The 25,200-nt window shown below is 72.0% G+C and carries 14 protein-coding genes, 1 tRNA gene and 1 rRNA gene; 4 read left to right on the top strand and 12 right to left on the bottom strand.

Features of this window, described 5'->3' with window-relative positions; genetic code table 11:
• The first annotated feature begins 242 nt into the window (after positions 1 to 242).
• From ACH4ZX_RS38700 to ACH4ZX_RS38690, 3 genes are read left to right on the top strand one after another with little or no spacing between them, the layout of a single operon-like run.
• The gene (locus ACH4ZX_RS38700) at positions 243 to 5,144 is read left to right on the top strand and encodes an ATP-dependent helicase (RefSeq protein ID WP_398283348.1); all 4,902 of its coding nucleotides are present in this window, start codon (positions 243 to 245) and stop codon (positions 5,142 to 5,144) included.
• Between the two features lie 46 nt (positions 5,145 to 5,190).
• Positions 5,191 to 6,027 carry an Fpg/Nei family DNA glycosylase gene (locus tag ACH4ZX_RS38695; protein WP_398283346.1) on the top strand — a complete coding sequence of 279 codons (837 nt, stop codon included), beginning with the start codon at positions 5,191 to 5,193 and terminating at the stop codon, positions 6,025 to 6,027.
• A gap of 32 nt (positions 6,028 to 6,059) precedes the next feature.
• Positions 6,060 to 6,824: an SDR family NAD(P)-dependent oxidoreductase gene (locus ACH4ZX_RS38690; RefSeq protein WP_398283344.1), complete on the top strand. Its 765-nt coding sequence runs from the start codon at positions 6,060 to 6,062 to the stop codon at positions 6,822 to 6,824.
• Here ACH4ZX_RS38690 and ACH4ZX_RS38685 read toward each other — a convergent pair.
• From ACH4ZX_RS38685 to ACH4ZX_RS38645, 9 genes are all read right to left on the bottom strand, one after another.
• Entirely contained in the window at positions 6,772 to 7,065 is a 294-nt protein-coding gene (locus ACH4ZX_RS38685) for a hypothetical protein (protein ID WP_398283342.1), read from the bottom strand. The genes ACH4ZX_RS38690 and ACH4ZX_RS38685 overlap by 53 nt on opposite strands.
• A gap of 247 nt (positions 7,066 to 7,312) precedes the next feature.
• Positions 7,313 to 7,693, bottom strand: a complete 381-nt coding sequence (locus ACH4ZX_RS38680) for a helix-turn-helix transcriptional regulator (RefSeq protein ID WP_324789644.1) — start codon at positions 7,691 to 7,693, stop codon at positions 7,313 to 7,315.
• 109 nt (positions 7,694 to 7,802) lie between these two features.
• Positions 7,803 to 8,348, bottom strand: a complete 546-nt coding sequence (locus ACH4ZX_RS38675) for a CinA family protein (RefSeq protein ID WP_398283340.1) — start codon at positions 8,346 to 8,348, stop codon at positions 7,803 to 7,805.
• The gene (gene pgsA / locus ACH4ZX_RS38670) at positions 8,345 to 9,070 is read right to left on the bottom strand and encodes a CDP-diacylglycerol--glycerol-3-phosphate 3-phosphatidyltransferase (protein ID WP_398283338.1); all 726 of its coding nucleotides are present in this window, start codon (positions 9,068 to 9,070) and stop codon (positions 8,345 to 8,347) included. Before pgsA ends, ACH4ZX_RS38675 begins: the two co-directional genes overlap by 4 nt.
• Positions 9,067 to 10,536 carry a 30S ribosomal protein S12 methylthiotransferase RimO gene (gene rimO / locus ACH4ZX_RS38665; protein WP_398283336.1) on the bottom strand — a complete coding sequence of 490 codons (1,470 nt, stop codon included), beginning with the start codon at positions 10,534 to 10,536 and terminating at the stop codon, positions 9,067 to 9,069. The genes pgsA and rimO overlap by 4 nt, the downstream gene beginning before the upstream one ends.
• Positions 10,537 to 10,638: 102 nt before the next feature.
• Positions 10,639 to 11,478, bottom strand: a complete 840-nt coding sequence (locus ACH4ZX_RS38660; protein ID WP_398283334.1) for a helix-turn-helix domain-containing protein — start codon at positions 11,476 to 11,478, stop codon at positions 10,639 to 10,641.
• A gap of 259 nt (positions 11,479 to 11,737) precedes the next feature.
• Positions 11,738 to 14,470: a DNA translocase FtsK gene (locus tag ACH4ZX_RS38655; protein WP_398283332.1), complete on the bottom strand. Its 2,733-nt coding sequence runs from the start codon at positions 14,468 to 14,470 to the stop codon at positions 11,738 to 11,740.
• Positions 14,471 to 14,595: 125 nt separating this feature from the next.
• Positions 14,596 to 15,270, bottom strand: coding sequence for a two-component system response regulator (locus ACH4ZX_RS38650; protein WP_398283330.1), 675 nt, complete (start codon positions 15,268 to 15,270; stop codon positions 14,596 to 14,598).
• Positions 15,271 to 15,547: 277 nt separating this feature from the next.
• On the bottom strand, positions 15,548 to 21,007 hold the full coding sequence (locus tag ACH4ZX_RS38645; RefSeq protein ID WP_398283328.1) for a HAMP domain-containing protein: 5,460 nt from the start codon (positions 21,005 to 21,007) through the stop codon (positions 15,548 to 15,550).
• 379 nt (positions 21,008 to 21,386) lie between these two features.
• Between ACH4ZX_RS38645 and ACH4ZX_RS38640 the strand changes: the two genes are divergently transcribed.
• Entirely contained in the window at positions 21,387 to 24,140 is a 2,754-nt protein-coding gene (locus ACH4ZX_RS38640) for a SpoIIE family protein phosphatase (protein ID WP_398283326.1), read from the top strand.
• 44 nt (positions 24,141 to 24,184) lie between these two features.
• Here the strand turns inward: ACH4ZX_RS38640 and ACH4ZX_RS38635 are convergent.
• The 3 genes from ACH4ZX_RS38635 to rrf form a co-directional block, all read right to left on the bottom strand.
• A tRNA-Thr gene (locus ACH4ZX_RS38635) sits at positions 24,185 to 24,260 on the bottom strand.
• A gap of 76 nt (positions 24,261 to 24,336) precedes the next feature.
• Complete coding sequence (locus ACH4ZX_RS38630; RefSeq protein WP_398283350.1) at positions 24,337 to 24,999, bottom strand: DegT/DnrJ/EryC1/StrS family aminotransferase; 663 nt, start codon at positions 24,997 to 24,999, stop codon at positions 24,337 to 24,339.
• 114 nt (positions 25,000 to 25,113) lie between these two features.
• A 5S ribosomal RNA gene (gene rrf / locus ACH4ZX_RS38625) occupies positions 25,114 to 25,200 on the bottom strand; the annotation flags it as partial.

Below are 25,200 nucleotides of genomic sequence, written 5' to 3'. Positions count from 1 at the left end.
CGCCGCAGGCACCCCGCACCCCCACCGACCGCGACAGGCCGCCGCAGGCACCCCGCACCCCCACCGACCGCGACAGGCCGCCGCAGGCACCCCGCACCCCCACCGACCGCGACAGGCCGCCGCAGGCACCCCGCACCCCCACCGACCGCGACAGGCCGCCGCAGGCACCCCGCACCCCCACCGACCGCGACAGGCCGCCGCAGGCACCCCGCGTTGTCAGTCCCCGGGTGCAGGATGGACCCATGGTCAGCTCCGCACACCGAGCCCTGGAAGGCTTCTCCCCCGTAACCCGCGGCTGGTTCACGGGCGCCTTCCACGCGCCCACAACCGCCCAGGCCGGCGCGTGGCAGGCCATCCGCGAGGGCTCGGACGTGCTGGTCGTCGCCCCCACCGGCTCCGGCAAGACCCTGGCCGCCTTCCTCGCCGCACTGGACGAACTGGCCTCCGCACCCCCGCCGGCCGACCCGAAGAAGCGCTGCCGAGTCCTCTACGTCTCCCCCCTCAAGGCCCTCGCGGTCGACGTCGAGCGCAACCTCCGCAGCCCCCTGACCGGCATCCGCCAGCAGGCCGTACGCCTGGGCCTGCCCGAACCCGAGATCAAGGTCGGCATCCGCTCGGGCGACACCCCGGCAGCCGAGCGCCGCGCGCTCGCCACCCGCCCCCCGGACATCCTGATCACCACCCCCGAGTCACTGTTCCTGATGCTGACGTCGGCCACCCGCGACGCGCTGACCGGCATCGACACCGTCATCCTCGACGAGGTCCACGCCGTCGCGGGCACCAAGCGCGGCGCCCACCTGGCCCTCTCCCTGGAGCGCCTGGACGAGCTGCTCAAGAAGCCGGCCCGCCGCATCGGCCTGTCCGCGACGGTCCGCCCGGTCGACGAGGTCGCCCGCTTCCTCTCCCCCCGCCGCAAGGTGGAGATCGTCCAGCCGGCGTCGGGCAAGGAGTTCGACCTCTCGGTGGTCGTCCCGGTGGAGGACCTGGGCGAGCTGGGCGGCTCCCCCGTCGCCGACGGTTCGGAGGGCGCGGAGCGTCCGTCGATCTGGCCGCACGTCGAGGAGCGGATCACCGACCTGGTCCAGTCCCACCGCTCCACGATCGTGTTCGCGAACTCCCGCCGCCTCGCCGAACGCCTCTGCAACCGCCTCAACGAGATCGCCTACGAACGGGCCACCGGCGAGACCCTCGACGAACACCACGCGCCCGCCCAGCTGATGGGCGGCTCCGGGGCGGCCCAGGGCGCCCCGTCCGTGATCGCCCGCGCCCACCACGGCTCGGTCTCCAAGGAACAGCGCGCCCTTGTCGAAGAGGACCTCAAAGCAGGCCGCCTCCCCGCCGTCGTGGCCACCTCCAGCCTCGAACTGGGCATCGACATGGGCGCGGTCGACCTCGTGGTCCAGGTCGAGTCGCCCCCCTCCGTGGCCTCCGGCCTCCAGCGCGTGGGCCGCGCGGGACACCAGGTGGGCGCGGTCAGCACCGGCGTGGTCTTCCCGAAGTACCGCGGAGACCTCGTCCAAGCAGCCGTCGTCACCGAGCGTATGCGCACCGGCGCGATCGAGTCCCTGAGAGTGCCGTCCAACCCCCTGGACGTGCTCGCCCAGCAGCTCGTCGCGATGACGGCGCTGGACACCTGGCAGGTGGACGACCTGCTGGCCACGGTCCGCCGCGCCGCCCCCTTCGCCTCTCTCCCCGAGTCGGCGTTCACGGCGGTCCTGGACATGCTGGCCGGCCGCTACCCCTCCGACGCCTTCGCCGAGCTGCGCCCGCGCGTGGTGTGGGACCGCGTCACCGGCACCGTCACGGGCCGCCCCGGCGCCCAGCGTCTCGCCGTCACCTCCGGGGGCACGATCCCGGACCGCGGTCTGTTCGGCGTGTTCCTCGCCGGGGCCGACCCCAAGAAGGGCGGCGGCCGGGTCGGCGAGCTGGACGAGGAGATGGTCTACGAGTCGCGGGTGGGGGACGTCTTCACGCTCGGCACCAGCTCCTGGCGGATCGAGGACATCACACGCGACCGCGTCCTCGTCTCCCCGGCCCCCGGTGTCCCGGGCCGCCTCCCCTTCTGGAAGGGCGACCAGCTGGGCCGCCCACTGGAACTGGGCCGCGCGGTGGGCGCGTTCCTGCGCGAGGTCGGCGCGCTGTCGAAGGAGGACGCCCGCCTCCGCCTCCTCGCGGCGGGACTGGACGCCTGGGCCGCGGACAACGTCCTGTCGTACCTCGACGAACAGCGCGAGGCCTGCGGCCACGTCCCGGACGACCGCACGATCGTCGTGGAGCGGTTCCGCGACGAGCTCGGCGACTGGCGGGTGGTCGTCCACTCCCCCTTCGGCGCCCAGGTCCACGCCCCGTGGGCGCTGGCGCTCGGCGCCAAGCTCTCCGAGCGCTACGGCATGGACGCCCAGGTCATGCACGCCGACGACGGCATCGTCCTGCGCCTGCCCGACGCCGACCTGCTGGGCCTGGACCTGCTGGACCAGGAACCGGCGAAGGCGGGCAGGGAGTACGACGCGGAGCAGGCCCCCGTCGGCGCGGCGGACGTCGTCTTCGACAAGGGCGAGGTCGACCAGATCGTCACCGACCAGGTCGGCGGCTCGGCCCTGTTCGCCTCCCGCTTCCGCGAGTGCGCCGCCCGCGCCCTGCTGCTGCCGCGCCGCAACCCCGGCCGGCGCACCCCGCTGTGGCAGCAGCGTCAGCGCGCCTCCCAGCTGTTGCAGGTGGCGAGCGAGTTCGGCTCGTTCCCGATCGTCCTGGAGGCGGTCCGCGAGTGCCTCCAGGACGTCTTCGACGTGCCCGGACTGGTCGAGCTGATGGGCGACCTGGAGTCGCGCAAGGTACGCCTGGTCGAGGTCACCACACCGGAGCCGTCGCCGTTCGCCCGCTCCCTCCTCTTCGGGTACGTCGCGCAGTTCCTGTACGAGGGCGACTCCCCGCTCGCCGAGCGCCGCGCGGCCGCGCTGTCCCTGGACTCGCGCCTGCTGGCCGAGCTGCTCGGCCAGGCGGAGCTGCGCGAGCTGCTGGACGCCGAGGTGCTGGCCGAGCTGGAGCGGGAGCTGCAGTGGCGGACCGAGGACCGACGCGTCAAGGACGCCGAAGGCGTGGCCGACCTGCTGCGGCTGCTCGGCCCCCTCACGGACGGCGAGCTGGCCGAACGCGGCGCGCAGCCGCACTGGGCCCGGGAACTCGCCGGGGCCCGGCGCGCGATCCGCGTCCGTGTCGCCGGCGCCGACCACTGGGCGGCGATCGAGGACGCGGGCCGCCTGCGCGACGCGCTCGGCACGGCACTCCCGGTCGGCGTCCCGGAGGCCTTCACGGAACCGGTGAAGGATCCCCTCGGCGACCTCCTCGCGCGCTACGCGCGCACCCACGGCCCGTTCACGTCGGTCACGGCGGCGGCCCGCTTCGGCCTCGGCGTCGCGGTCACGGAGGGCGCCCTGCAGCGCCTCGCCGCGGGCGGCCGCGTCGTGCAGGGGGAGTTCCACCCGGCCGGCATCGGCCAGGAGTGGTGCGACGCGGCGGTGCTGCGGCGGCTGCGCCGCCGTTCCCTCGCCGCGCTGCGGCACGAACTGGAGCCGGTGCCGCCGGCCGCGCTCGCCCAGTTCCTGCCTCAGTGGCAGCACATCGGCAAGGGGCACGCACTGCGCGGCGTCGACGGTCTGGTGCGCGCCGTCGAGCAGTTGCAGGGCGCCTCCGTTCCCGCGTCGGCCCTGGAGAAGCTGGTCCTGCCGTCCCGCGTCGCGGACTACGCCCCCGCGATGCTGGACGAGCTGACCGCCTCCGGAGAGGTGGTGTGGGCCGGCGCGGGCGCCCTCCCCGGCAAGGACGGCTGGCTCTCGCTCTACATGGCGGACGCGGCCCCGCTGCTGCTGCCCCCGCCCAACCCGCTGGAGCTGACGGCGCTCCACCAGTCCGTCCTGGACGCCCTCTCCGGCGGCTACGGCCTGTTCTTCCGCCAGATCGCGGACCAGGTCCGCGCGACGACCCACCCGGACGCCACGGACCCCCAGCTCGCCGACGCCGTGTGGGACCTGGCCTGGTCCGGACGCCTGACGAACGACACGCTCGCGCCCCTGCGGTCCCTGCTGGGCTCGGGCCGCACCGCGGGTTCCACGGCCCACCGCGCCAAGCGCGCGGTCCCGCGCGGCCGCTACGGCTCCCTGACCGCCGCCGCCCGCACCGCCTCCCGCACCGGCCCGCCCACGGTCGCCGGCCGCTGGTCCCTGCTCCCGGCGCGGGAGCCCGATACGACGGTGCGCGCGCACGCGCTGGCCCGCACCCTGCTCGACCGGCACGGCGTGGTCACCCGGGGCGCCGTGGCCGCGGAGGGCGTAGAGGGCGGCTTCTCGGCGACGTACCGCGTCCTGTCCGTCTTCGAGGAGAGCGGCCAGGCGCGCCGCGGCTACGTGGTGGAGGGACTCGGCGCGGCCCAGTTCGCGATGGACGGCGCGGTGGACCGTCTGCGCGCGGTGTCGAACGCCCGCGACCGGGGCGAGCCCCTGCCGGACCGGCCCTCCGGGAACGGCGCGCTCACCGGCGTCGACGGCTTCGACCCGCCCGACGACCAGCCGTTCCCCCACCCCGACCCCGAATTCGGCGCCCTGAGTCCCGACGACTTCGCCTCCTGGAACCCCGCTCCGCACGAGTACACGTCCCCCCGCGACGCCGCGGGTCAGGGATTCCGCGACCCGCTGCCCCCCTCCGGTCACCGGGCCTCCGGCCCCACCTCCCCCCGTCGCGGCCCCCAGCGCCCTGCCGACACGAGAGCCGTCGTCCTCGCCGCCGCCGATCCCGCGAACGCCTACGGCGCGGCTCTGCCCTGGCCGGAACCCCCCACCGGCGCCGGACACAAGCCCGGCCGCAAGGCGGGCTCTCTCGTGGTCCTGGTGGACGGTGAGCTGACGCTGTACATGGAGCGCGGCGGCAAGACCCTGCTGGCCTGGCCCGCCGACACGGACGGCCCGGGCCCCGACGACCACCGTCTGCCCCGGGCCTCCGCTGCCCTGGCCACGGCCGCGCGAGCCGGCTCCCTCGGCACCGTCACGGTGGAACGGATCAACGGCGCATCGGCCCTCACCTCCCCCATCGGCGCCCTGCTGGAAGGAGCCGGCTTCATCGCGACCCCCCGCGGCCTGCGCCTGCGCGCGTGAACGGAGCCACCCTCGCTGCCCCCCGTCGCCGTGCAACCCTTGACCCATGCCCGAAGGAGACACGGTCTGGCAGGCGGCGAGGCGGCTGCACGGCGCCCTCGCCGGCCAGGTGCTGACCCGCAGCGACCTGCGGGTGCCCCGGTTCGCCACGGCCGACCTCACGGGCCGCACCGTCCTGGACGTCACCGCCCGCGGCAAGCACCTGCTGACCCGCGTCGAGGGCGGCCTGACGCTCCACTCGCACCTGCGGATGGACGGCGCCTGGAAGGTGTACGAGCCCGGCCGGCGCTGGACCGGCGGCCCCGCCCACCAGATCCGCGCGATCCTCGGCACCGCCGACCGCACCGCCGTCGGCTACCGCCTCCCCGTCCTGGAACTGCTGCGCACCCGCGACGAGGAGCGCGCCGTCGGCCATCTCGGCCCCGACCTCCTCGGCCCGGACTGGGACCCGGACCAGGCGCTCGCCAACCTCCTCGCGGACCCCGCCCGCCCCCTGGGCGAGGCCCTGCTCGACCAGCGCAACCTCGCCGGCATCGGCAACGTGTACAAGAGCGAGCTCTGCTTCCTGCTCGGCGTGACGCCGTGGCTCCCCGTCGGCGCCCTGCCCGCCGACCGCACCGCGCAGCTGCCCGTGCTCGCGAAGAAGCTGCTGGAGGCCAACCGCGAACGCCCGGTCCGCAGCACGACCGGCCGCCGCGGCCAGGACCTGTTCGTGTACGGCCGCGCGCCCCGCCCCTGCCTGCGCTGTGGGACGCCCGTGCGCGTGGCCGACCAGGGCGACGGCTCCCGCGAACGCCCCACGTACTGGTGCCCGTTCTGCCAGCCGGGCCCCGCGCCCCGCTCCACGCCGGTGCGCGGAACAGCCCGCCGCACGACCAATTGATGACCCGTCAGAAACCCTCGTAAGGTCCCCTCATGCCCGTCAAGGCGTACGACCTCACCGGACGCACCGCATTCGTCACCGGGGCCGCGGGCGGCATCGGCCGCGCCTCGGCCGTGCTGCTCGCCGAAGCCGGCGCCACGGTCCACTGCGCCGACCGCGACGCCGAGGGCCTGCGCGAGACGGCGGCCCTGATCGAGTCGGCCGGCGGCACGGCCCGCACCCACCGCCTCGACGTCACCGACCGCGAACAGCTGCGGAGGGCCGTCGCCGCCTGCGAACGCCTGGACGTGATGGCCGCGATCGCCGGCATCATGCACACCAGCCCGGTCCTGCAGACCCGGGACGAGGACCTCGACCGGGTCCTGGGCGTCAACTTCAAGGGGGTGCTGTACGCCTGCCAGGAGGCCGCGCGGCTGATGCTCGCCCGGGAAACCGCGGGCAGCATCGTCACCATGGCGTCCGGCGCCGTCGACACCGGCCGCCCCGGCCTGCTCTGCTACGGCGTAGCCAAGGCGGCCGTGGTCCAGCTGACCAGGACGCTGGCGAGCGAGGTCGGCCGGCACGGGATCCGCGTCAACGCGGTCGCGCCGGGCTGGATCCGCACGCCCATGACCGACCGCCACGAGGCCGGGGAGCAGGCCAGGACCGAAGCGCTGATGGCCCGGACGTCCCCGCTGGGCCGGGTCGGCGTACCGGAGGACGTCGCCCACACCGTGCTCTACCTGGCCTCCGACGCGTCGGCCTTCACGACGGGTCAGATCCTGCGTCCGAACGGCGGGGTGGCAATGCCCTGGTAGTCGAGCGCCCCGTCCGCGCGGCCCGCTCCCGCGCGGCCCGCTGCCGCGCCCCCTCGACGGCGCCCGTCGCCCGCGCCTTCGGCACACAGTGCACCGGCAACAGGCTCAGCCCCCATCCCCCGGCCGCGACGGCTCCCTCCAGCACCCCCGCGCCGGGCGCCAGGGCGATCCGCAGCACGGCCCACCACCACAGCACCCCGAGCCCGACCACCGCCCCCCAGCGCACCGCCGGCCGTGCCATGGACGTCACCTCCAGCCCGACGCTAGGGCGCCTTCCGCGCCGGCGGACAGGGCGCACCGAGGGACACACGGGCGCACCGCCCACCGCTCGCCACCGCTCAGCCCGCCGGCCCGGCCCCTCCCACCATGCACGAGGGCCCCGGCCGGCGCCTCTCCAGACAATCCAGTCGATCTGGACGATCTGGAGAAACCCCGGCCGGGGCCCCGCACAATCCGTGTACCGTGTCACGCACCCGCGCGCGTGAGTGTCACGCGGCGACCACGTCCACCGCCTCGGCGGGCGCCTTGATGGTCACCCGCTCCGGTGGCACACCGGTCACCGACACGGAACCCAGCATCGGACGAACCCGCGTGGGTACGGGCTCGCTGGGGGTGGCCGCAGCAGACTGGGCCAGCTCGGCGAGAGCGAGTTCGTCGCTCACTTCCCGCATGAGCTCGGACATCCGTACGTCCAGCGCGTCGCAGATGGCGGCGAGCAGCTCGGAGGAAGCCTCCTTCTGCCCCCGCTCCACCTCGGAGAGATAGCCGAGTGAGACTCGGGCGGACGAGGAGACTTCGCGCAGAGTACGGCCCTGGCGCTGGCGCTGCCGACGCAGCACGTCACCCAGCAGGCGACGGAGCAGAATCATCGGTGGCTCCCTCCTCGGACCGCGTAGCCGCATCCTTCTCGCCCCACCGTACCGCCTCGCGCCGCGGCCGTGCGGGGAGCGATGTCGTGTTCACTCAGGGCTGCAAACATCAAAACCCCCCGTTCTGTTCCGTATCCTGTGCCAGCTCATTTCCGGTCTGTTCGCCCGCCAGCCGCCTCAGCAGCAGCGCGAGCACGCTCCGTACACTCTCTCTACGAATTTCCGCGCGGTCGCCGTTCAACCGCAGGGCCTCCACTTTTCCGCCAGCGGCAGAACCGGAGCCAGGGCCGAACGGCCCGTCCACGGCGACGAAAACCGTCCCGACCGGCCGGCCGTCCTGGGAAGCAGGGCCGGCCACGCCGGTGGTCGCCAGACCCCAGTCGGCACCGAGCGCCTTGCGGACGCCGGTCGCCATCTGGGCCGCGACCTGCGGGTCGACCGCCCCGTTCTGGGCCAGCAGGGCCGCGTCCACGCCCAGCAGGTCGTGCTTCAGTTCGGTCGCGTAGGCCGTCACCGAGCCGCGGAAGACCTTGGAGGCCCCGGGGACCGCCGTGATCTCCGCCGCGACCAGGCCGCCGGTCAGCGACTCGGCGACTGCCAGGGTCTCGCCCCTCACGGTCAGTAGTCGCACCAGTTCGGCGGCCTCGGAACTCACTGTTCCGTCTCCTCCGACGCGGACCCGCGCGCGGCGATCCCCTGCCTGCGCAGCACAACGGCCTGCCGCACATAGTCCAGCCCGGTCACCACGGTCAGGACGACCGCGGCTCCCATCACCCAGAACCTCAGCGTCGCCAGCCAGCCCGTGAGCGCCAGGACGTACATCCCCACCGCGACGCCCTGGGTGAGCGTCTTCAGCTTGCCGCCGCGGCTCGCCGGGATGACGCCGTAGCGGATGACCAGGAAACGCAGCAGCGTGATTCCGAGTTCCCGGCCCAGGATGACGATCGTCACCCACCACGGCAGGTCGCCCAGCGCGGAGAGACAGATCAGCGCGGCCCCCATGATCGCCTTGTCGGCGATGGGATCGGCGATCTTCCCGAAGTCGGTCACGAGGTTGTAGGTGCGCGCCAGGTGACCGTCGAACAGGTCGGTGATCATGGCGACGGCGAAGGCCGCCCAGGCCAGCGAGCGCCACGCCGGGTCGTACCCGCCGTCGGCCAGCATCAGCGCGACGAAGCCCGGCACGAGCAGCAGCCGGAGCATGGTCAGCAGGTTGGCGATGTTCCACACGCTGGCCTGGTTGACCGCCGCGGCCGCCAGCTTTCCGCCCCGCGCGGGCCGGGCGCCGCCCGCCGTCTCGGAATCGGTGGTGCCGGCGGGTCTCGAGGAAGCCGCCTTGGAGGAGCCGTTCGCCGCCGATGCCGGCACTCCGGTCATCTGCCCGCCTCCTCACTACATCCGAGCGAGCCGGTCACCGGCTCGGCCACCAGGTCGACACCCTCCGTGCCGACCACCTTCGCCTCGACCATACGGCCGACGACGAGGCCTTCGCCGCCCGTGAGCAGCACCTGGCCGTCCGTCTCGGGCGCCTGGTGCGCCCCGCGGCCGTACACCCCTTCGTCGTCGACGGACTCCACGAGCACGTGCACGGTCTCGCCCACGCGCTCCTCGGCGCGCTGCGAGACGAGTTCCTCGGCCAGCCGGGAGACGCGGGCCAGCCGCTCGGCGACGACGTCCGCGTCGAGCTTGCCGTCGTAGCCGGCGGCCTCGGTGCCCTCCTCGTCGGAGTAGCCGAAGACACCGATGGCGTCCAGCCGCGCGCCGTTGAGGAAGCGCTCCAGTTCGGCCAGGTCGGCCTCGGACTCGCCGGGGAAGCCGACGATGAAGTTGGAGCGCACACCGGCCTGCGGGGCCTTGCCGCGGATGGTGTCGAGCAGTTCCAGGAACCGGTCGGTGTCGCCGAAGCGGCGCATCGCGCGCAGCACGCCGGGGGCGGAGTGCTGGAAGGACAGGTCGAAGTAGGGGGCGATCTTCGGCGTGGAGGTCAGCACGTCGATGAGTCCCGGGCGCATCTCGGCCGGCTGGAGGTAGCTGACCCGGATCCGCTCGATGCCGTCGACCTCGGCGAGCTCGGGCAGCAGGGACTCCAGCAGGCGGATGTCGCCCAGGTCCTTGCCGTAGGAGGTGTTGTTCTCGGAGACCAGCATGACCTCCTTCACGCCCTGCTCGGCCAGCCACCGCGTCTCGTTGAGCACGTCGCCGGGGCGGCGGGAGATGAAGGAGCCGCGGAAGGACGGGATGGCGCAGAAGGAGCAGCGCCGGTCGCAGCCGGAGGCCAGCTTCACCGAGGCGACCGGGGAGCCGTCCAGCCGGCGGCGCAGGGGCGCGCGCGGGCCGGAGGCCGGGGCGACGCCCTGCGGGAGGTCGGCCGGGCCGTGCCCGGGCAGCGCGACACCGGCGGCGGACTGCTGCCGCTCGGCGGGGCTGATCGGCAGCAGCTTGCGCCGGTCGCGCGGGGTGTGGGGGGCGTGGATGCCGCCGTTCAGGATGGTCTGCAGGCGGTCGGAGATGTCGGCGTAGTCGTCGAAGCCGAGCACGCCGTCGGCCTCCGGGAGGGCGTCGGCGAGCTCCTTGCCGTACCGCTCGGCCATGCAGCCCACGGCCACGACGGCCTGGGTTCTCCCGTGGCCCTTGAGATCGTTGGCCTCCAGGAGGGCGTCGACGGAGTCCTTCTTGGCGGCCTCGACGAATCCGCAGGTGTTGACGACGGCGACGTCCGCGTCGGCGGCGTCCTCCACGAGGTCCCAGCCGTCCGCCTCCAAGCGGCCTGCGAGCTCCTCCGAGTCCACCTCGTTACGGGCGCAGCCAAGGGTGACGAGTGCGACGGTACGGCGTTCAGGCATGCGCTCAAGACTACTTTGTCTCACTGACGGCCCACGTCGACGGGGTTGGCCGATCTCGGCCAACCCCGTACGTGCTCCGCCACGGACCGCTCGTCCGGCCCGTCATCCGACCTGCGGGTCGCCCTTGGTGTACGTCAGCCGCTCCACGGAGCCGGGCTGGAAGTCGTCCTCGATCTTCTTGCCGTTGACGTAGAGCTGGATCGCGCCCGCGTCGCCGAGGACCAGGTTGATCTTGTCGCTGTCCTGGAAGGTCTTGGACTCGCCCTGCTTGAGCAGTCCGTCGAACAGCAGCCGGCCGTTGTGGTCCTTGGCCGAGATCCAGCTTCGTCCGTCGGCGGCGCTGACCTGGACGGTCACCTTGTCCTGGGGCGCGGCCGCGATGGCGCTGTCGGAGGGGCCGGGCGTGGGGTCGGCGGGCTTGCCGCCCTTGGGCGTGGTGGAGGCGGACTCGGCGGCCGTGGGCGTGGAGCCCTCGGCGACCTGGGTGTCGGCGCCGCCGTCGTCACCGCCCCGGAAGGCGGTGAACCCGACGAAGCCGACCACCGCGACGATCGCGGCGACCATGGCCGCGGTCCAGTTGGGCCCGCGTCGTTCGGGGCGGATGCGTTCCGCCTCGAACAGCGGAGCCGCCGGGGTCGGGGCGGGCCGGCCGCCGTGCTCGGCGTCGTACTGCGCCAGCAGCGGCGCCGGATCGAGGTGGACGGCCTTGGCCAGGGTCCGGATGTGACCCCGCGCGTAGACGTCCCCGCCGCAGGGGGCGAAGTTGTCCGCCTCGATGGCGTGCACGATGGCGATGCGGACCCGGGTGGCGTTGCTGACGTCGTCGACGGTCAGCCCGGCGTCGATGCGCGCCTGTTTCAGGGCACGGCCGACAGGGAGGCGGGCTTCTTCGCGGTCGTCTTCGAACGGACGCTCGTCTTCAGGAGAGTTGGCGATGGACACGGGGGCGCCTTTCGAGCGTTTAAGCCACCTGTGCTGGAGGTTCAGTCTAGGGGGGGTGGAAAAGGGTGGGGCAACCGGGCGGTCGGACTTTGTAGCCCATCGGTATGGCCGGACACGCCGATGGTGGGGTCACTGCTTGACGCTTACCCCAACTTGACGTTCGCCGTGGGGAAAGGGTTGCTCGCGGATTCCTCACGGCTGAGTCACGATCAGGCATCGCCGGGACACCGGTCGGGGCTTGCTCTCGAGCCTTCCCTCCTCAAGCCTCCCCGCGGATCACCGCGAGCACTCCGTCCAACTCGTCAGCCTTCACAAGAACGTCACGAGCCTTGGAACCCTCGCTCGGTCCGACGATGCCCCTGGACTCCATCAGGTCCATGAGCCGGCCGGCCTTGGCGAAGCCGACGCGCAGCTTGCGCTGGAGCATCGACGTCGACCCGAACTGGGTGGAGACGACGAGTTCGGCCGCCTGGCACAGCAGGTCGAGGTCGTCGCCGATCTCCTCGTCGATCTCCTTCTTCTGCTTGGAGCCCACGGTGACGTCGTCCCGGAAGACGGGCGCCATCTGCTCCTTGCAGTGGCGGACGACGGCCGCGACCTCCTCCTCGGTCACGAACGCGCCCTGCATGCGGACCGGCTTGTTCGCGCCCATCGGCAGGAACAGTCCGTCGCCCTTGCCGATGAGTTTCTCGGCGCCGGGCTGGTCGAGGATGACGCGGCTGTCGGCGAGCGAGGAGGTGGCGAAGGCCAGCCGGGAGGGCACGTTCGCCTTGATCAGACCGGTGACGACGTCGACCGACGGCCGCTGGGTGGCGAGCACCAGGTGGATGCCCGCCGCGCGCGCGAGCTGCGTGATGCGCACGATGGCGTCCTCGACGTCCCGCGGGGCGACCATCATCAGGTCGGCGAGTTCGTCGACGATGACCAGCAGGTACGGGTAGGGCTGGAGCTCGCGTTCGCTGCCCTCGGGCGTCTTCACCTTGCCCGCCCGCACGGCGGCGTTGAAGTCGTCGATGTGCCGGTAGCCGTACGCCGCCAGGTCGTCGTACCTGAGGTCCATCTCGCGGACGACCCACTGCAGCGCCTCGGCGGCCCGCTTCGGGTTGGTGATGATCGGCGTGATCAGGTGCGGGATGCCCTCGTAGGCGGTCAGCTCGACGCGCTTGGGGTCGACGAGGACCATGCGGACCTCCTCCGGGGTCGCCCGCATCATGATCGAGGTGATCAGGCAGTTGATGCAGGACGACTTGCCGGAACCGGTGGCTCCGGCGACCAGCACGTGCGGCATCTTCGCGATGTTCGCCATCACGTAGCCGCCCTCGACGTCCTTGCCCAGCGCGACCAGCATCGGGTGGTCGTCCTCGGCGGCCGCCGCGAGGCGCAGCACGTCGCCGAGGTTGACCATCTCGCGGTCGGTGTTCGGGATCTCGATACCGACCGCCGACTTGCCCGGGATCGGGCTGATGATCCGCACGTCGGGGCTGGCGACCGCGTACGCGATGTTCTTGGTCAGCGCGGTGATCCGCTCCACCTTCACGGCGGGGCCGAGCTCGACCTCGTAGCGGGTGACCGTCGGGCCCCGGGTGAAGCCGGTGACGCGGGCGTCGACCTTGAACTCGGTGAAGACGGTGGTAAGCGCCTCCACTATGGCGTCGTTGGCCGCGCTGCGCGCCTTGCCCGGGCCGCCGCGCTCGAGCAGGTCCAGGGACGGCAGGGCGTAGGTGATGTCGCCGGAGAGCTGGAGCTGCTCCGCGCGCGCGGGCAGGTCGCGGGGCACCTCCGGCGGGGCCTTGGTGAGGTCGGCGACGCCCGAGTCCGGTCTCTCCGGAGATTCGAGCTTCTCCCGCTTCGGCCGCGCGGCGGGCACCGGGGTGGGCGTCGCGGTGGGGACCGGGGTGGTCTCCTCACGGTCGCCGACGCTCACGCCCTGGGTGAGGTCGGCGACGACCGGCGAGGGCGGCATGCCGTGCAGCACGGCGCCGTCGAGCGCGGCGGCGGCCGCCGCGGCGACGTCCACGGCGTCCATCCGGCGCTCCATGTCCGGCTGCGGCACCGCGGAGCGCCTGGGGCGGCCCCGGCGCCGCGAGAGGGCCTCCTGCTCGGCGTACTCGCGGTCGTACGCCTCCGGGGCCGGCCCGCGCCGGCGCGGGCCGGCGGGCAGCGCCTCACGCCACTGCTCGTCGTAGCGCAGGTCCTCGTCGGTCGGGTCCTGCGGCCGGTCGTGGACGAGCCCGAGCCGCACCCCGAGCATCCGCAGCCGCTGCGGGATCGCGTTGACCGGGGTGGCCGTCACCACGAGCAGCCCGAACACCGTCAGCAGCAGGAGCAGCGGTACGGCGAGCACCTCGCCCATGGCGTACGTCAGCGGGGTCGCCGCGGACCAGCCGATCAGGCCGCCGGCGTCCCTTATGGCCTGCATGCCGTCGCTGCGGGCGGGGGCGCCGCAGGCGATGTGGACCTGGCCGAGCACGCCGATGACGAGCGCGGACAGGCCGATCACGATGCGGCCGTTGGCCTCGGGCTTCTCGGGGTGGCGGATGAAGCGCACCGCGACGACCGCGAGCAGGATCGGCACGAGCAGGTCGAGACGGCCGAAGGAGCCGGTCACCAGGATCTCGACGAGGTCGCCGACGGGGCCCTCCAGGTCGGCCCAGGTCCCCGCGGCGACGATCAGGGCGATGCCGAGCAGCAGCAGCGCGACGCCGTCCTTGCGGTGTGCCGGGTCGAGGTTCCTGGCACCCTGCCCTATCCCGCGGAAGACGGCGCCCACGGCATGCGCCACGCCCAGCCAGAGGGCGCGCACGACGCGGTAGAGGCCCCCGGTCGGGCTCGGCGCCGGCCTGGGCGGAGGCGCGGACTTCTTCGCGGCCCTCTTCGCGGGCGCTTTCCTGGCCGGGGCCTTCTTCGCGGCGGCCTGCTTCGCCGGAGCCTTCGCCGGAGCGGCCGCCTTCTTCGCGGGCTGCTTCTTGGCTGCGGAGGGACGTGAGGCCATGGGTGTGAGGTTACCGGTGGAGACGGCCGCGGACACGTGTGCCCACTGCTTCACCCGTTCGTGTCGCCCTTGCGGCGGACGCGAGCTGACGCGGGATCACCGGCCTCCCGCCAGGGCACCGCGTGCTACGAGGTCATCGACGAGGTGCTCCCGGCACCCGGTTCCAGCGCGTCCAGCGCCCGCCGCAGCCCCGTGAGTTTGCGTTCGAGATGGGCGGCGGTGGCGACCGCCGCCGCGTCCGCCGACTCGTCGTCGAGCTGTTTGGACAGCGCCTCGGCCTGCTCCTCGACCGCCGCGAGCCGTGCCGACAGCTCGGCGAGCAGACCGGCCGGCTCCTTCGACTCGCCGGCCGCGGCCTTGTCGCCGCCCTCCAACTGCAGCCGCAGCAGCGCCGCCTGCTCCCGGAGCTGACAGTTCTTCATGTACAGCTCGACGAACACCGACACCTTCGCGCGCAGCACCCACGGGTCGAACGGCTTGGAGATGTAGTCGACCGCGCCCGCCGCGTACCCGCGGAAGGTGTGGTGGGGGCCGTGGTTGATCGCGGTGAGGAAGATGATCGGGATGTCCCGGGTGCGCTCCCGCCGCTTGATGTGCGCGGCCGTCTCGAAACCGTCCATGCCCGGCATCTGGACGTCCAGCAGAATGACCGCGAAGTCGTCCGTCAGCAGTGCCTTGAGCGCTTCCTCCCCGGACGATGCCCGCACCAGCGTCTGATCGAGCGCGGAGAGGATGGCCTCCAGCGCCAGCAGATTCTCCGGCCGGTCATCGACCAGGAGGATCTTGGCCTTCTGCACCATGGCCCGCCCTCCTCGCCCCGGCGTGGGGCCTCCCCTGTCCGTAGGACTTGGGATGACACCCTCGGGTGCCGCCCCAGGGGACGACTCCCTTGCGCCGCCCGTCCTTGTGCCGGTCATCGTAGCCGCACCCCGCCTGTCGCCACACCCTGTCACCGTGATGTCACTGTGCACACAGCAGAAACGGGGCGGGAGACCAGAAGGTTCCCCGGATCCCCCGCTTCTACACGGCCCCGGCGCCACCGAGTCGGCGGCCGCCCGGGCGCCTCGCTCCGCGCGGTCACTCGGGCCGCATCCACTGGTCCATCACCGTCAGCAGATGATCCGGGTCGACCGGCTTGGTCACGTAGTCGGAGGCGCCCGACTCGATCGCCTTCTCCCGGTCGCCCTTCATCGCCTTCGCCGTCAGCGCGATGATCGGCAGGCCCGCGAACTGCGGCATCCTGCGGATCGCCGTGGTTGTCGCGTACCCGTCCATCTCGGGCATCATGATGTCCATCAGGACGACCGCCACGTCGTCGTGCTGCTCCAGCACCTCGATGCCCTCGCGGCCGTTCTCGGCGTACAGCACGGACAGCCCGTGCTGCTCCAGGACGCTGGTCAGGGCGAAGACGTTGCGGATGTCGTCGTCGACGATCAGCACCTTGTGCCCGCCGAACCGGATGCCGCGCCGCCCTCGGGGCGCCTCGCTCAGCTCGGCGTCCGGCCGCCGCTCCGGCGTCACCGTGCTCGGCTCGGCGTCCGGACCGGGCCTGCGGCGGCGCCGGAACAGCGCGGCGGCCCCGTTCTGCGTCTCCTGGTACGACTTCACCTCGGCCGGCGTCTCGATCTCCGCCTCGGACAGCTGGGACAGTTCCGAGGCGGCCACCAGGTCACCGGCCTCCAGGGCGGGCACCGGCTGCTGGTAGCCCTGCGGCGGCAGTTCGCTGGGGTGCAGCGGCAGATACAGCGTGAACGTCGAGCCGCGTCCCGGCTCGCTCTGCGCGTGGATCTCACCGCTGAGCAGCTGGGCGATCTCCCGCGAGATGGACAGGCCCAGGCCCGTGCCGCCGTACTTGCGGCTGGTCGTGCCGTCCGCCTGCTTGAACGCCTCGAAGATCACCCGCATCTTGCTGGCCGCGATGCCGATACCGGTGTCGGTGACGGAGAACGCGATCAGCGGCGCGTCCGGGTCGGTCAGCGAACCGGCCTCCAGCAACTGCTCCCGGATGGACTGCGGCACGTCCGCGCCGGCCGGCCGGATCACCAGCTCCACCGAGCCGGAGTCGGTGAACTTCACCGCGTTGGACAGCAGGTTGCGCAGCACCTGCAGCAGCCGCTGCTCGTCGGTGTGCAGAGTGGCCGGCAGCTCCGGCGAGACCCGCACGGACAGGTCCAGGCCCTTCTCCGCGGTCAGCGGCCGGAACGTGGCCTCCACGTAGTCGACGAGCTGGACGAGCGCGATACGCGTCGGTGAGACGTCCATCTTGCCCGCCTCGACCTTCGACAGGTCCAGGATGTCGTTGATCAGCTGGAGCAGGTCGGAGCCGGCGCCGTGAATGGTCTCGGCGAACTCCACCTGCTTCGGCGACAGGTTGCCCTCGGCGTTGTCGGCGAGCAGCTTGGCCAGGATCAGCAGCGAGTTGAGCGGAGTGCGCAGCTCGTGCGACATGTTGGCGAGGAACTCGCTCTTGTAGCGCATGGAGACGGCGAGTTGCTCGGCGCGCTCCTCCAGGACCTGCCGCGCCTCCTCGATCTCGGTGTTCTTCACCTCGATGTCGCGGTTCTGCTGCGCCAGCAGCTCCGCCTTCTCCTCCAGTTCGGCGTTGGACGCCTGGAGCGCCTTCTGACGGTTCTCCAACTCCGCCGAACGCTCCCGAAGTTGCTCGGTCAGTTCCTGCGACTGCTTCAGCAGCTGCTCGGTCTTGGTGTTGACCGAGATGGTGTTGACGCTGGTGGCGATCATCTCCGCGATCTGGTTGAGGAAGTCCTTCTGGATCTGCGTGAACGGCGTGAACGACGCCAGCTCGATCACGCCGAGCACCTGGCCCTCGAACAACACCGGAAGGACGATCACCTGCGCGGGCGGGGCCTCGCCGAGCCCGGAGGAGATCTTCAGGTAGCCGCTGGGCGCGTTCTCCACCAGGATCGTCCGCTTCTCCTGGGCAGCCGTCCCGATCAGCGCCTCGCCGGGCCGGAACGACGTCGGCATGGAGCCCATCGAGTAGCCGTACGAGCCCAGCATCCGCAGCTCGTACTCGTCGCCGCCGTCCTTGCCGTCGGCCGGAGGCATCGCCAGGAAGAACGCGCCGTGCTGCGCGGCCACCAGGGGCGGCAGTTCGCTCATGATGAGCGAGGCCACGTCCTCCAGGTCGCGCCGGCCCTGCATCAGGGCGGACACGCGCGCGAGGTTGCCCTTCAGCCAGTCCTGCTCCTTGTTGGCGATGGTGGTGTCGCGCAGGTTGGCGATCATCTTGTTGATGTAGTCCTGCAGTTCCTGGATCTCGCCGGACGCGTCGACGTCGATCTTCAGGTTCAGGTCGCCGCGGGTCACCGCCGTCGCCACGCGCGCGATGGCGCGCACCTGCCGGGTGAGGTTCCCGGCCATCTCGTTCACCGACTCGGTCAGGTCGCGCCAGGTGCCGTCGACGTCACGCACGCGTGCCTGGCCGCCGAGCTGCCCCTCGGTGCCCACCTCACGGGCCACCCGGGTGACCTCCTCGGCGAACGACGACAGCTGGTCCACCATCGTGTTGATGGTCGTCTTCAGCTCGAGGATCTCACCCCGGGCGTCGATGTCGATCTTCTTCGTCAGGTCGCCCTTGGCGATGGCGGTGGTGACCATGGCGATGTTGCGCACCTGGCCGGTCAGGTTGGACGCCATCTGGTTCACGGACTCGGTGAGGTCCTTCCACGTGCCGGCCACGCCGGGCACGTGCGCCTGCCCGCCCAGGATGCCGTCCGTGCCCACCTCGCGGGCCACCTTGGTGACCTGGTCGGCGAACGAACTCAGCGTCTTCACCATGGTGTTGAAGGTGTCGGCGAGCTGCGCGACCTCGCCGCGCGCCTCGATCGTCACCGTCCGGGTCAGGTCGCCGTTGGCGACGGCCGCCGCGACCTGGGAGATGTTGCGCACCTGCATGGTCAGGTTCTTGGCCATCAGGTTGACGTTGTCGCTGAGGTCCTTCCAGATGCCGGTGACGCCCGGCACGTGCGCCTGCCCGCCCAGGATGCCCTCGGTGCCCACCTCACGGGCCACCCGGGTCACCTGCTCGGCGAACGACGACAGCTGGTCGACCATCGTGTTGACGGTGGTGACGAGTTCGAGGATCTCGCCCTTCGCGTCGACGGTGATCTTCTTCGACAGATCGCCCTTGGCGACCGCGGTCGTGACCTCGGCGATGTTGCGGACCTGGATGGTCAGGTTGTTCGCCATGAAGTTGACGGACTGGGTGAGGTCCTTCCAGGTGCCGGAGACGCCCTGCACTTCGGCCTGACCGCCCAGCTGGCCCTCCGTGCCCACCTCGCGGGCGACCCGGGTGACCTCCTCCGCGAACGACGACAGCTGGTCCACCATCGTGTTCAGGGTGTTCTTCAGCTCCAGGATCTCCCCGCGCGCGTCCACGGTGATCTTCTGGGAGAGGTCACCGCGCGCCACCGCCGTGGCCACCTGCGCGATGTTGCGGACCTGGGCGGTGAGGTTGCCCGCCATCCCGTTCACGGAGTCGGTCAGGTCCCGCCACACCCCGGCCACGCCCGGCACCTGCGCCTGACCGCCCAGGCGCCCCTCGGTGCCCACCTCACGGGCCACCCTGGTCACCTGGTCGGCGAAGCCGGAGAGCTGCTCGACCATCGTGTTGATGGTGTTCTTCAGCTCGAGGATCTCGCCGCGCGCGTCGACGTCGATCTTCTGGGAGAGGTCGCCGCGGGCCACCGCGGTGGTCACCTGGGCGATCTGCCGCACCTGCGAGGTGAGGTTGCCCGCCATGAAGTTGACGGAGTCGGTCAGTTCCTTCCACGTGCCGGACACGCCCGGTACGACCGCCTGACCGCCGAGCCGGCCCTCGGTGCCCACGTCCCGGGCCATCCGCGTCACCTGGTCGGCGAACGACGACAGCTGGTCCACCATCGTGTTCACGGTGTTCTTCAGCTGCAGCATCTCGCCGGAGACGTCCACGGTGACCTTCTGCGACAGGTCGCCGTTGGCCACGGCCGTCGTCACCTGGGCGATGTTCCTCACCTGTCCGGTGAGGTTGCGGAACGCGGTGTTGACGGAGTCCGTCAGGTCCTTCCACGTACCCGCCGCGCCCGGCACCTGCGCCTGACCGCCGAGCTCACCCTCCACACCGACCTCGCGCGCCACACGCGTGACCTCGGAACCGAAGGACGACAGCTGGTCCACCATCCCGTTGACGGTGTTCTTCAGCTCCAGCATCTCGCCGGCCACGTCGACCGTGACCTTCTGGGAGAGATCACCGTTGGCCACGGCCGTCGTGACAGCGGCGATGTCCCTCACCTGAATGGTCAGATTCCTGAACACCGTGTTGACGGAGTCGGTGAGGTCCTTCCAGGTGCCGGCGGCACCGGGCACGTTCGCCTGCCCGCCCAGCTGTCCCGCCGCACCGACCTCGTTGGCCACCCGCGTGACCTCGTCCGCGAAGATCCGCAGCGTCTCGGTCATCTGGTTGATCGTGTCCGCGAGCTGCGCGACCTCGCCGCGCGCCGACACGGTCACCTTCTGCGACAGGTCGCCGTTGGCCACGGCGGTGGTCACCTGGGCGATGCCGCGCACCTGGGCCGTCAGGTTGCCGGCCATCAGGTTCACCGAGTCGGTGAGGTCCTTCCACACCCCGGCCACGCCCGGCACCTGCGCCTGGCCGCCGAGCTCACCCTCCACACCGACCTCGCGCGCCACCCGCGTGACCTCGGAGGAGAACGACGACAGCTGGTCCACCATCGTGTTGACGGTGTTCTTCAGCTCGAGCATCTCGCCGGCGACGTGAACCGTCACCTTCCGCGACAGGTCGCCCTTGGCCACCGCGGTCGTGACGAGCGCGATGTCCCGCACCTGCGCCGTCAGCCGGTACGCCATCGTGTTGACCGAGTCCGTGAGGTCCTTCCACGAACCCGACATGCCACGCACCCGCGCCTGCCCGCCCAGCTTGCCCTCGGTGCCCACCTCGCTGGCCACGCGCGTGACCTCGTCGGTGAACGTCGACAGCTGGTCGACCAGGTTGTTGACGGTACGGCCGACCTTCAGGAACTCCCCGCGCAGCGGGTGCCCGCCGCCGTCCGCAGACTGCGACCGCAGCTCCATGCGCGGCGACAGATCACCGTCCGCCACGGCCGCCAGCACCCGGCCGACCTCGGACACGGGCCGTACGAGGTCGTCCACGAGGGCGTTCGACGCGTCGATGGCGGCCGCCCAGGACCCCTCACAGGCGCCCGTCTCCAGCCGCTCCGTGAGCTTGCCCTCGCGCCCCACCATGCGGCGCACCCGGGACAGTTCGCCCGTCAGGTGCAGGTTCCGGTCGGCCACCTCGTTGAAGACGGCCGCGATCTCCGCCATCACGCCGTCCCCGGAGACCGTGAGGCGCTTGCGGAAGTTCCCGTCCCGCATGGCCACCAGGGCGGCCAGCAGCCGGTTCAGGGCAGCCGTGTCCACCGCGGTGGTGCCACCGCGCGGTGTGCGTCGACCGCCCAGGGGCTGTCCGCCTTTCGCGCGCGTCCCCGTGGCCCGCGTCGCCGCGCCAGACTCCACTTGTTCCCTCCCGGAGGGTTCGACCGTTGCCGCCGTACTCGGGTACCGCCTCGCGGGGTACCAGTCAGTGCCGCGCATCGCTGCCCGGTGCCTCAGGTCACATCAAGGGCTGCTGCCCGTCGTACGTGGAAGACACGCAGCCTGCCCGGACTTTCACAAGAAGCTTGCCCAGTGTTTCACCCTGCCCGAACCAGGCCATAACAGTTCGGCAGCTTCGCACATCGTCCGCACACCACCCTGCAGGCGGAAACACTGCGGACCGGCATCCGCACGGACGGCGAAGGTAAGTAACCTTGCATGCGGCTGTCCAGCCGCGCCGGTCCGTCCGGCCTGGGCGGTGGCACGAGCACGAGCGGGCATCGGAGGGGCGGCCGCACACATGACCACCGGACTGATCCCGGGGGGACAGCCCCCGGACCCCCGGCCGACGGGCGGTCTGCCGCACCCGCGGCACGATCCGGTCGGCCAGGGGGCCCCGCACGTCGACAACCGGACGAGGAGTGCTGTGATCACCGCGCGCGCGGCCGCCAGCTTCGAGCCCGAGGGACGATCGGTCGCGAGCGCCCGCTCGTTCGTCCGCGACACGCTCCAGGGCTGGGGTTTCGCCGACATCGTCGACGACGCCGTGGTGCTCACCAGCGAACTGGTCACCAACGCCGTCGTGCACGCGGGCACCTCCGCGGACGTGCTGTGCCTGCGCAGCGACGACGGCGTACGCGTCGAGGTCGCCGACCGCTACCCGGAGCGCGAGATCCCCCTCCAGGGCTCGCCCGCCACCATGGGCAGCCCCGACCGCGAGGGCGGCCGCGGCCTCCAGCTGTGCGCGGCGCTGGCGGGCCGCTGGGGCGTGGAGTACACGCCCACCCACAAGCAGGTCTGGTTCCAGCTCGACCTCCCCGACCGCCCGGTCGGGACGCGCGCCGCGGGCCCCACCCTGCCCGCCGACCTCCTCCCGCTGGCCGACAGCCGGGTACGCGTCGCGGTCGTCCAGATCGACCACGCGGGCGCGATCACGGCCTGGAACGAGGACGCGGAGGACCTCTTCGGCTACCCGGGCGAACAGGTCGTCGGAAAGCCGCTGACCGACCTGGCGGCCTGGCCGCACACCCCCGGCACCAGCACGGGCATCGCCGAGGCACTCCAACTCTCCCGCTGGGAGGGCACGTACGGCATAAGGGGCGCCAACGGCCGTGTCCTGCCGGTGTACGCCTCCCATCTCCGCGTCCGCGACACCGACGGCGATCCGTCCACCGTCTGCCTGCTGGTCCGCGACCACGAACGCGCCGTGCTGCAGACGCCGTTGCGCGTCCCCGCCTCGGACACGGCCACCGTCTCCGAGGGACAGAGCGCCGACCCTTTCGAGGTGTTCATCGGCTCCCCGGCCCCGGACGACCTCGACGGCCTCCTGCAGCGCACGGTGGAGCGCGCCCGCGACATGCTCGACGCGGACGCCGCCTTCCTGCTCCTGGCGACCGACGACGAGACCGAGCTGGAGGTCCGCGCCTCGACGGGCCTGCCCTCCGCCCGCCAGCGCTTCGCCCGCGTCCCCGTCGAGGCAGGCCCCGGCCGCTACGGCTCCGCCCGCATGCCGGCCGTCCACGACGACCTGACCGCCGTACCCGGCGCCGTGCCCCTGCTCACCGGCACCGGCATGCGTTCCGTCGTCACGGTCCCGCTCAAGGTGGAGGGCCGTCTCACCGGCTCCCTCGGCGTGGCGGCCGAGGCCCCCGGCCGGTACTCCAACGAAGAGGCGCTGCGCCTCCAGTTCGCCGCGGACCGCATCGCGTTGGCGGTCGAGTCGGCCCGCCTGGGCGAACTGGAGCGGCTGCGCCGGGGCTCCCTCAGCTTCCTCGTGGAGGCCTCCGACCTGCTGGCCGGCACCCTGGACCGCGACCAGACCCTCGCCCTGATGGCGCAGATGACGGTCCCGACCCTCGCCACCTGGTGCGCCGTCTACACGATCGCCGACCAGGCTTCCGAACCGTACCTGTCCTACGTCCTGCACGAGGACGAGGAACTCATCGACGGCATCAAGTCACTGTTGTCGAAGCTCCCCCCGCCCGATCCGGTGCCGACGCCCGGCGCCCGTGTCTGGCCGGCTCCCGGCGAGGTGGCCCACCAGGCCGCTCTGCGCAGTTCGATGCGCAGCCTCGGTCTCGGCGGCGTCCCCACCTACCAGGTCGCCTCGGGCATCGGGCCGACCCTCGCCACGGCCTCGGCGGTCGGCGGCGAGACCGTCGTACTGCCGCTGGTGGCCCGCAACCGCGTCATCGGCATGCTGACACTGGGCAAGCCCACCGACGAGCACTTCCGCCAGGAGATCCTGGAACTGGCGGAGGACTTGAGCCGCCGCGCGGCCCTCGCCCTCGACAACGCCCGCCTGTACTCGGAGCGCACGGCCATCAGCCAGTCCCTCCAGCGCAGTCTGCTGCCCCCGGAGCTCCCCCGGATCGACGGCGTGGAGGTCGAGGTCATCTACCGCGCGGCCGGCGAGGGCAACGAGGTCGGCGGCGACTTCTACGACCTGTTCCCCATCAGCGACGGCGCCTACGGCTTCGCGATCGGCGACGTCTGCGGCACGGGCCCGGAGGCGGCCGCGGTCACCGGCCTGGCCCGGCACGCGCTGCGGCTGCTGGCCCGGGAGGGCTTCGGCGGCCCCGCCGTCCTGGAGCGCCTGAACTCGGCGATCCTCGACGAGGGCGCCCGCAGCCGCTTCCTCACCCTGCTCTACGGCGAGCTGTGGCCCCAGGAGGACGGCAGCGCGGTCCTCAAGGTGGTCTGCGCCGGCCATCCGCTGCCGCTCCGGCTGCGCCAGGACGGCACCGTCGAACCGGCGGCGGAACCCCAGCCGCTGCTGGGTGTCATGGAGGACCTGGAGCTGTACGAGCAGACGGTCACCCTCGATCCCGGCGATGTCCTGCTGTGTGTGACGGACGGCGTGACCGAGCGCCGCGAGGGCACCCGCATGCTGGGCGACGACGGCCTCGCCGAGGTTCTCACGACCTGTACGGGTCTGACGGCCGGCGCGGTGGCGGCCCGCATCATGCGCGCGGTGGAGCGCTTCGCCTCGGACGCGCCCTCGGACGACATGGCGATCCTGGCGATGCGGGTTCCGGTCCCCCACAAGGACTGAGAGACGCGAAAAGGCCCCGCCCGAGAGGGCGGGGCCTTTTTATCTGGAGCCCCCAAACGGAATCGAACCGTTGACCTTCTCCTTACCATGGAGACGCTCTGCCGACTGAGCTATAGGGGCCAGTCGCCTTTTCGGGGTTTCCCCCGGCGGCAACGGAGTAGATCATACCCCGAACACATGGCTGCTCCCAACTCCGTCAGAAGGCGGGCTGAAGCAGTCCTCCGAGCACATTGCAGGCGGCCACGATCCGCTGCATGTCCCGCCGCGTCAGGGTGGCGTCGACGGGCAGCGAGAGGGTTTCGTCGGCCGCCCGCTCGGTCTCCGGAAGCGCCACGCGGCTGCGGAACTCCGGCAGTCGGTGCACCGGGGTCTTCACCGGCACCCGGCACTCGACTCCCCTGGCCCGTACGGCCCGCGCGAACGCGTCCCGGTCGGGCCGCCCGTTCCCCGGCACGCGCACGACGTACTGCTGGTAGGTGTGCCCCTCACCGCTGTCGGGCGTGCGCACACCCCGCAGTCTGGCGTCGAGGTAGGCCGCCCGCTCCCTGCGCTGAGCCACCTCGTCGTACGGCGCCTCGGACTCCCCCTGCTCCAGCACCAGGAGCCCGTGCCGCTGCCCGACGCCGTGCAGTCGCGTGACGTCGGCCGGCCGCCCGAAGCGGTGCACGGCAACGAGGGCCGCCGTCCGCGGAGTTATCGCCGCCTCGGCGGCGGACGGGTCGAGGCAGTACGTGACCGGATCGATGTCCGCGAACACCGGAAGCGCCCCGGCCAGGGCGACGGCCTCGGCGACTTCGGCGTTCCCGAACGCCGGCACGACGACCTCGTCACCGGGTCCGACGCCCGCGGCTCTGAGCATTGCAGCAGTACCCATGCTGCGGATGGTGGTTGCGCAACGTGAACTTCAAGTGACGGGCAACAAAAAAGGGTTGGGCCCGGAACCGAAGTTCCGGGCCCAACCCTTTCAAAGATTGTTCGGCGGCGTCCTACTCTCCCACAGGGTCCCCCCTGCAGTACCATCGGCGCTGTAAGGCTTAGCTTCCGGGTTCGGAATGTAACC

The sequence above is a fragment of the Streptomyces sp. NPDC020490 genome (genome assembly GCF_044335305.1).
Lineage (GTDB): Bacteria > Actinomycetota > Actinomycetes > Streptomycetales > Streptomycetaceae > Streptomyces.
This window is presented reverse-complemented; position numbering and strand designations above follow the sequence as displayed.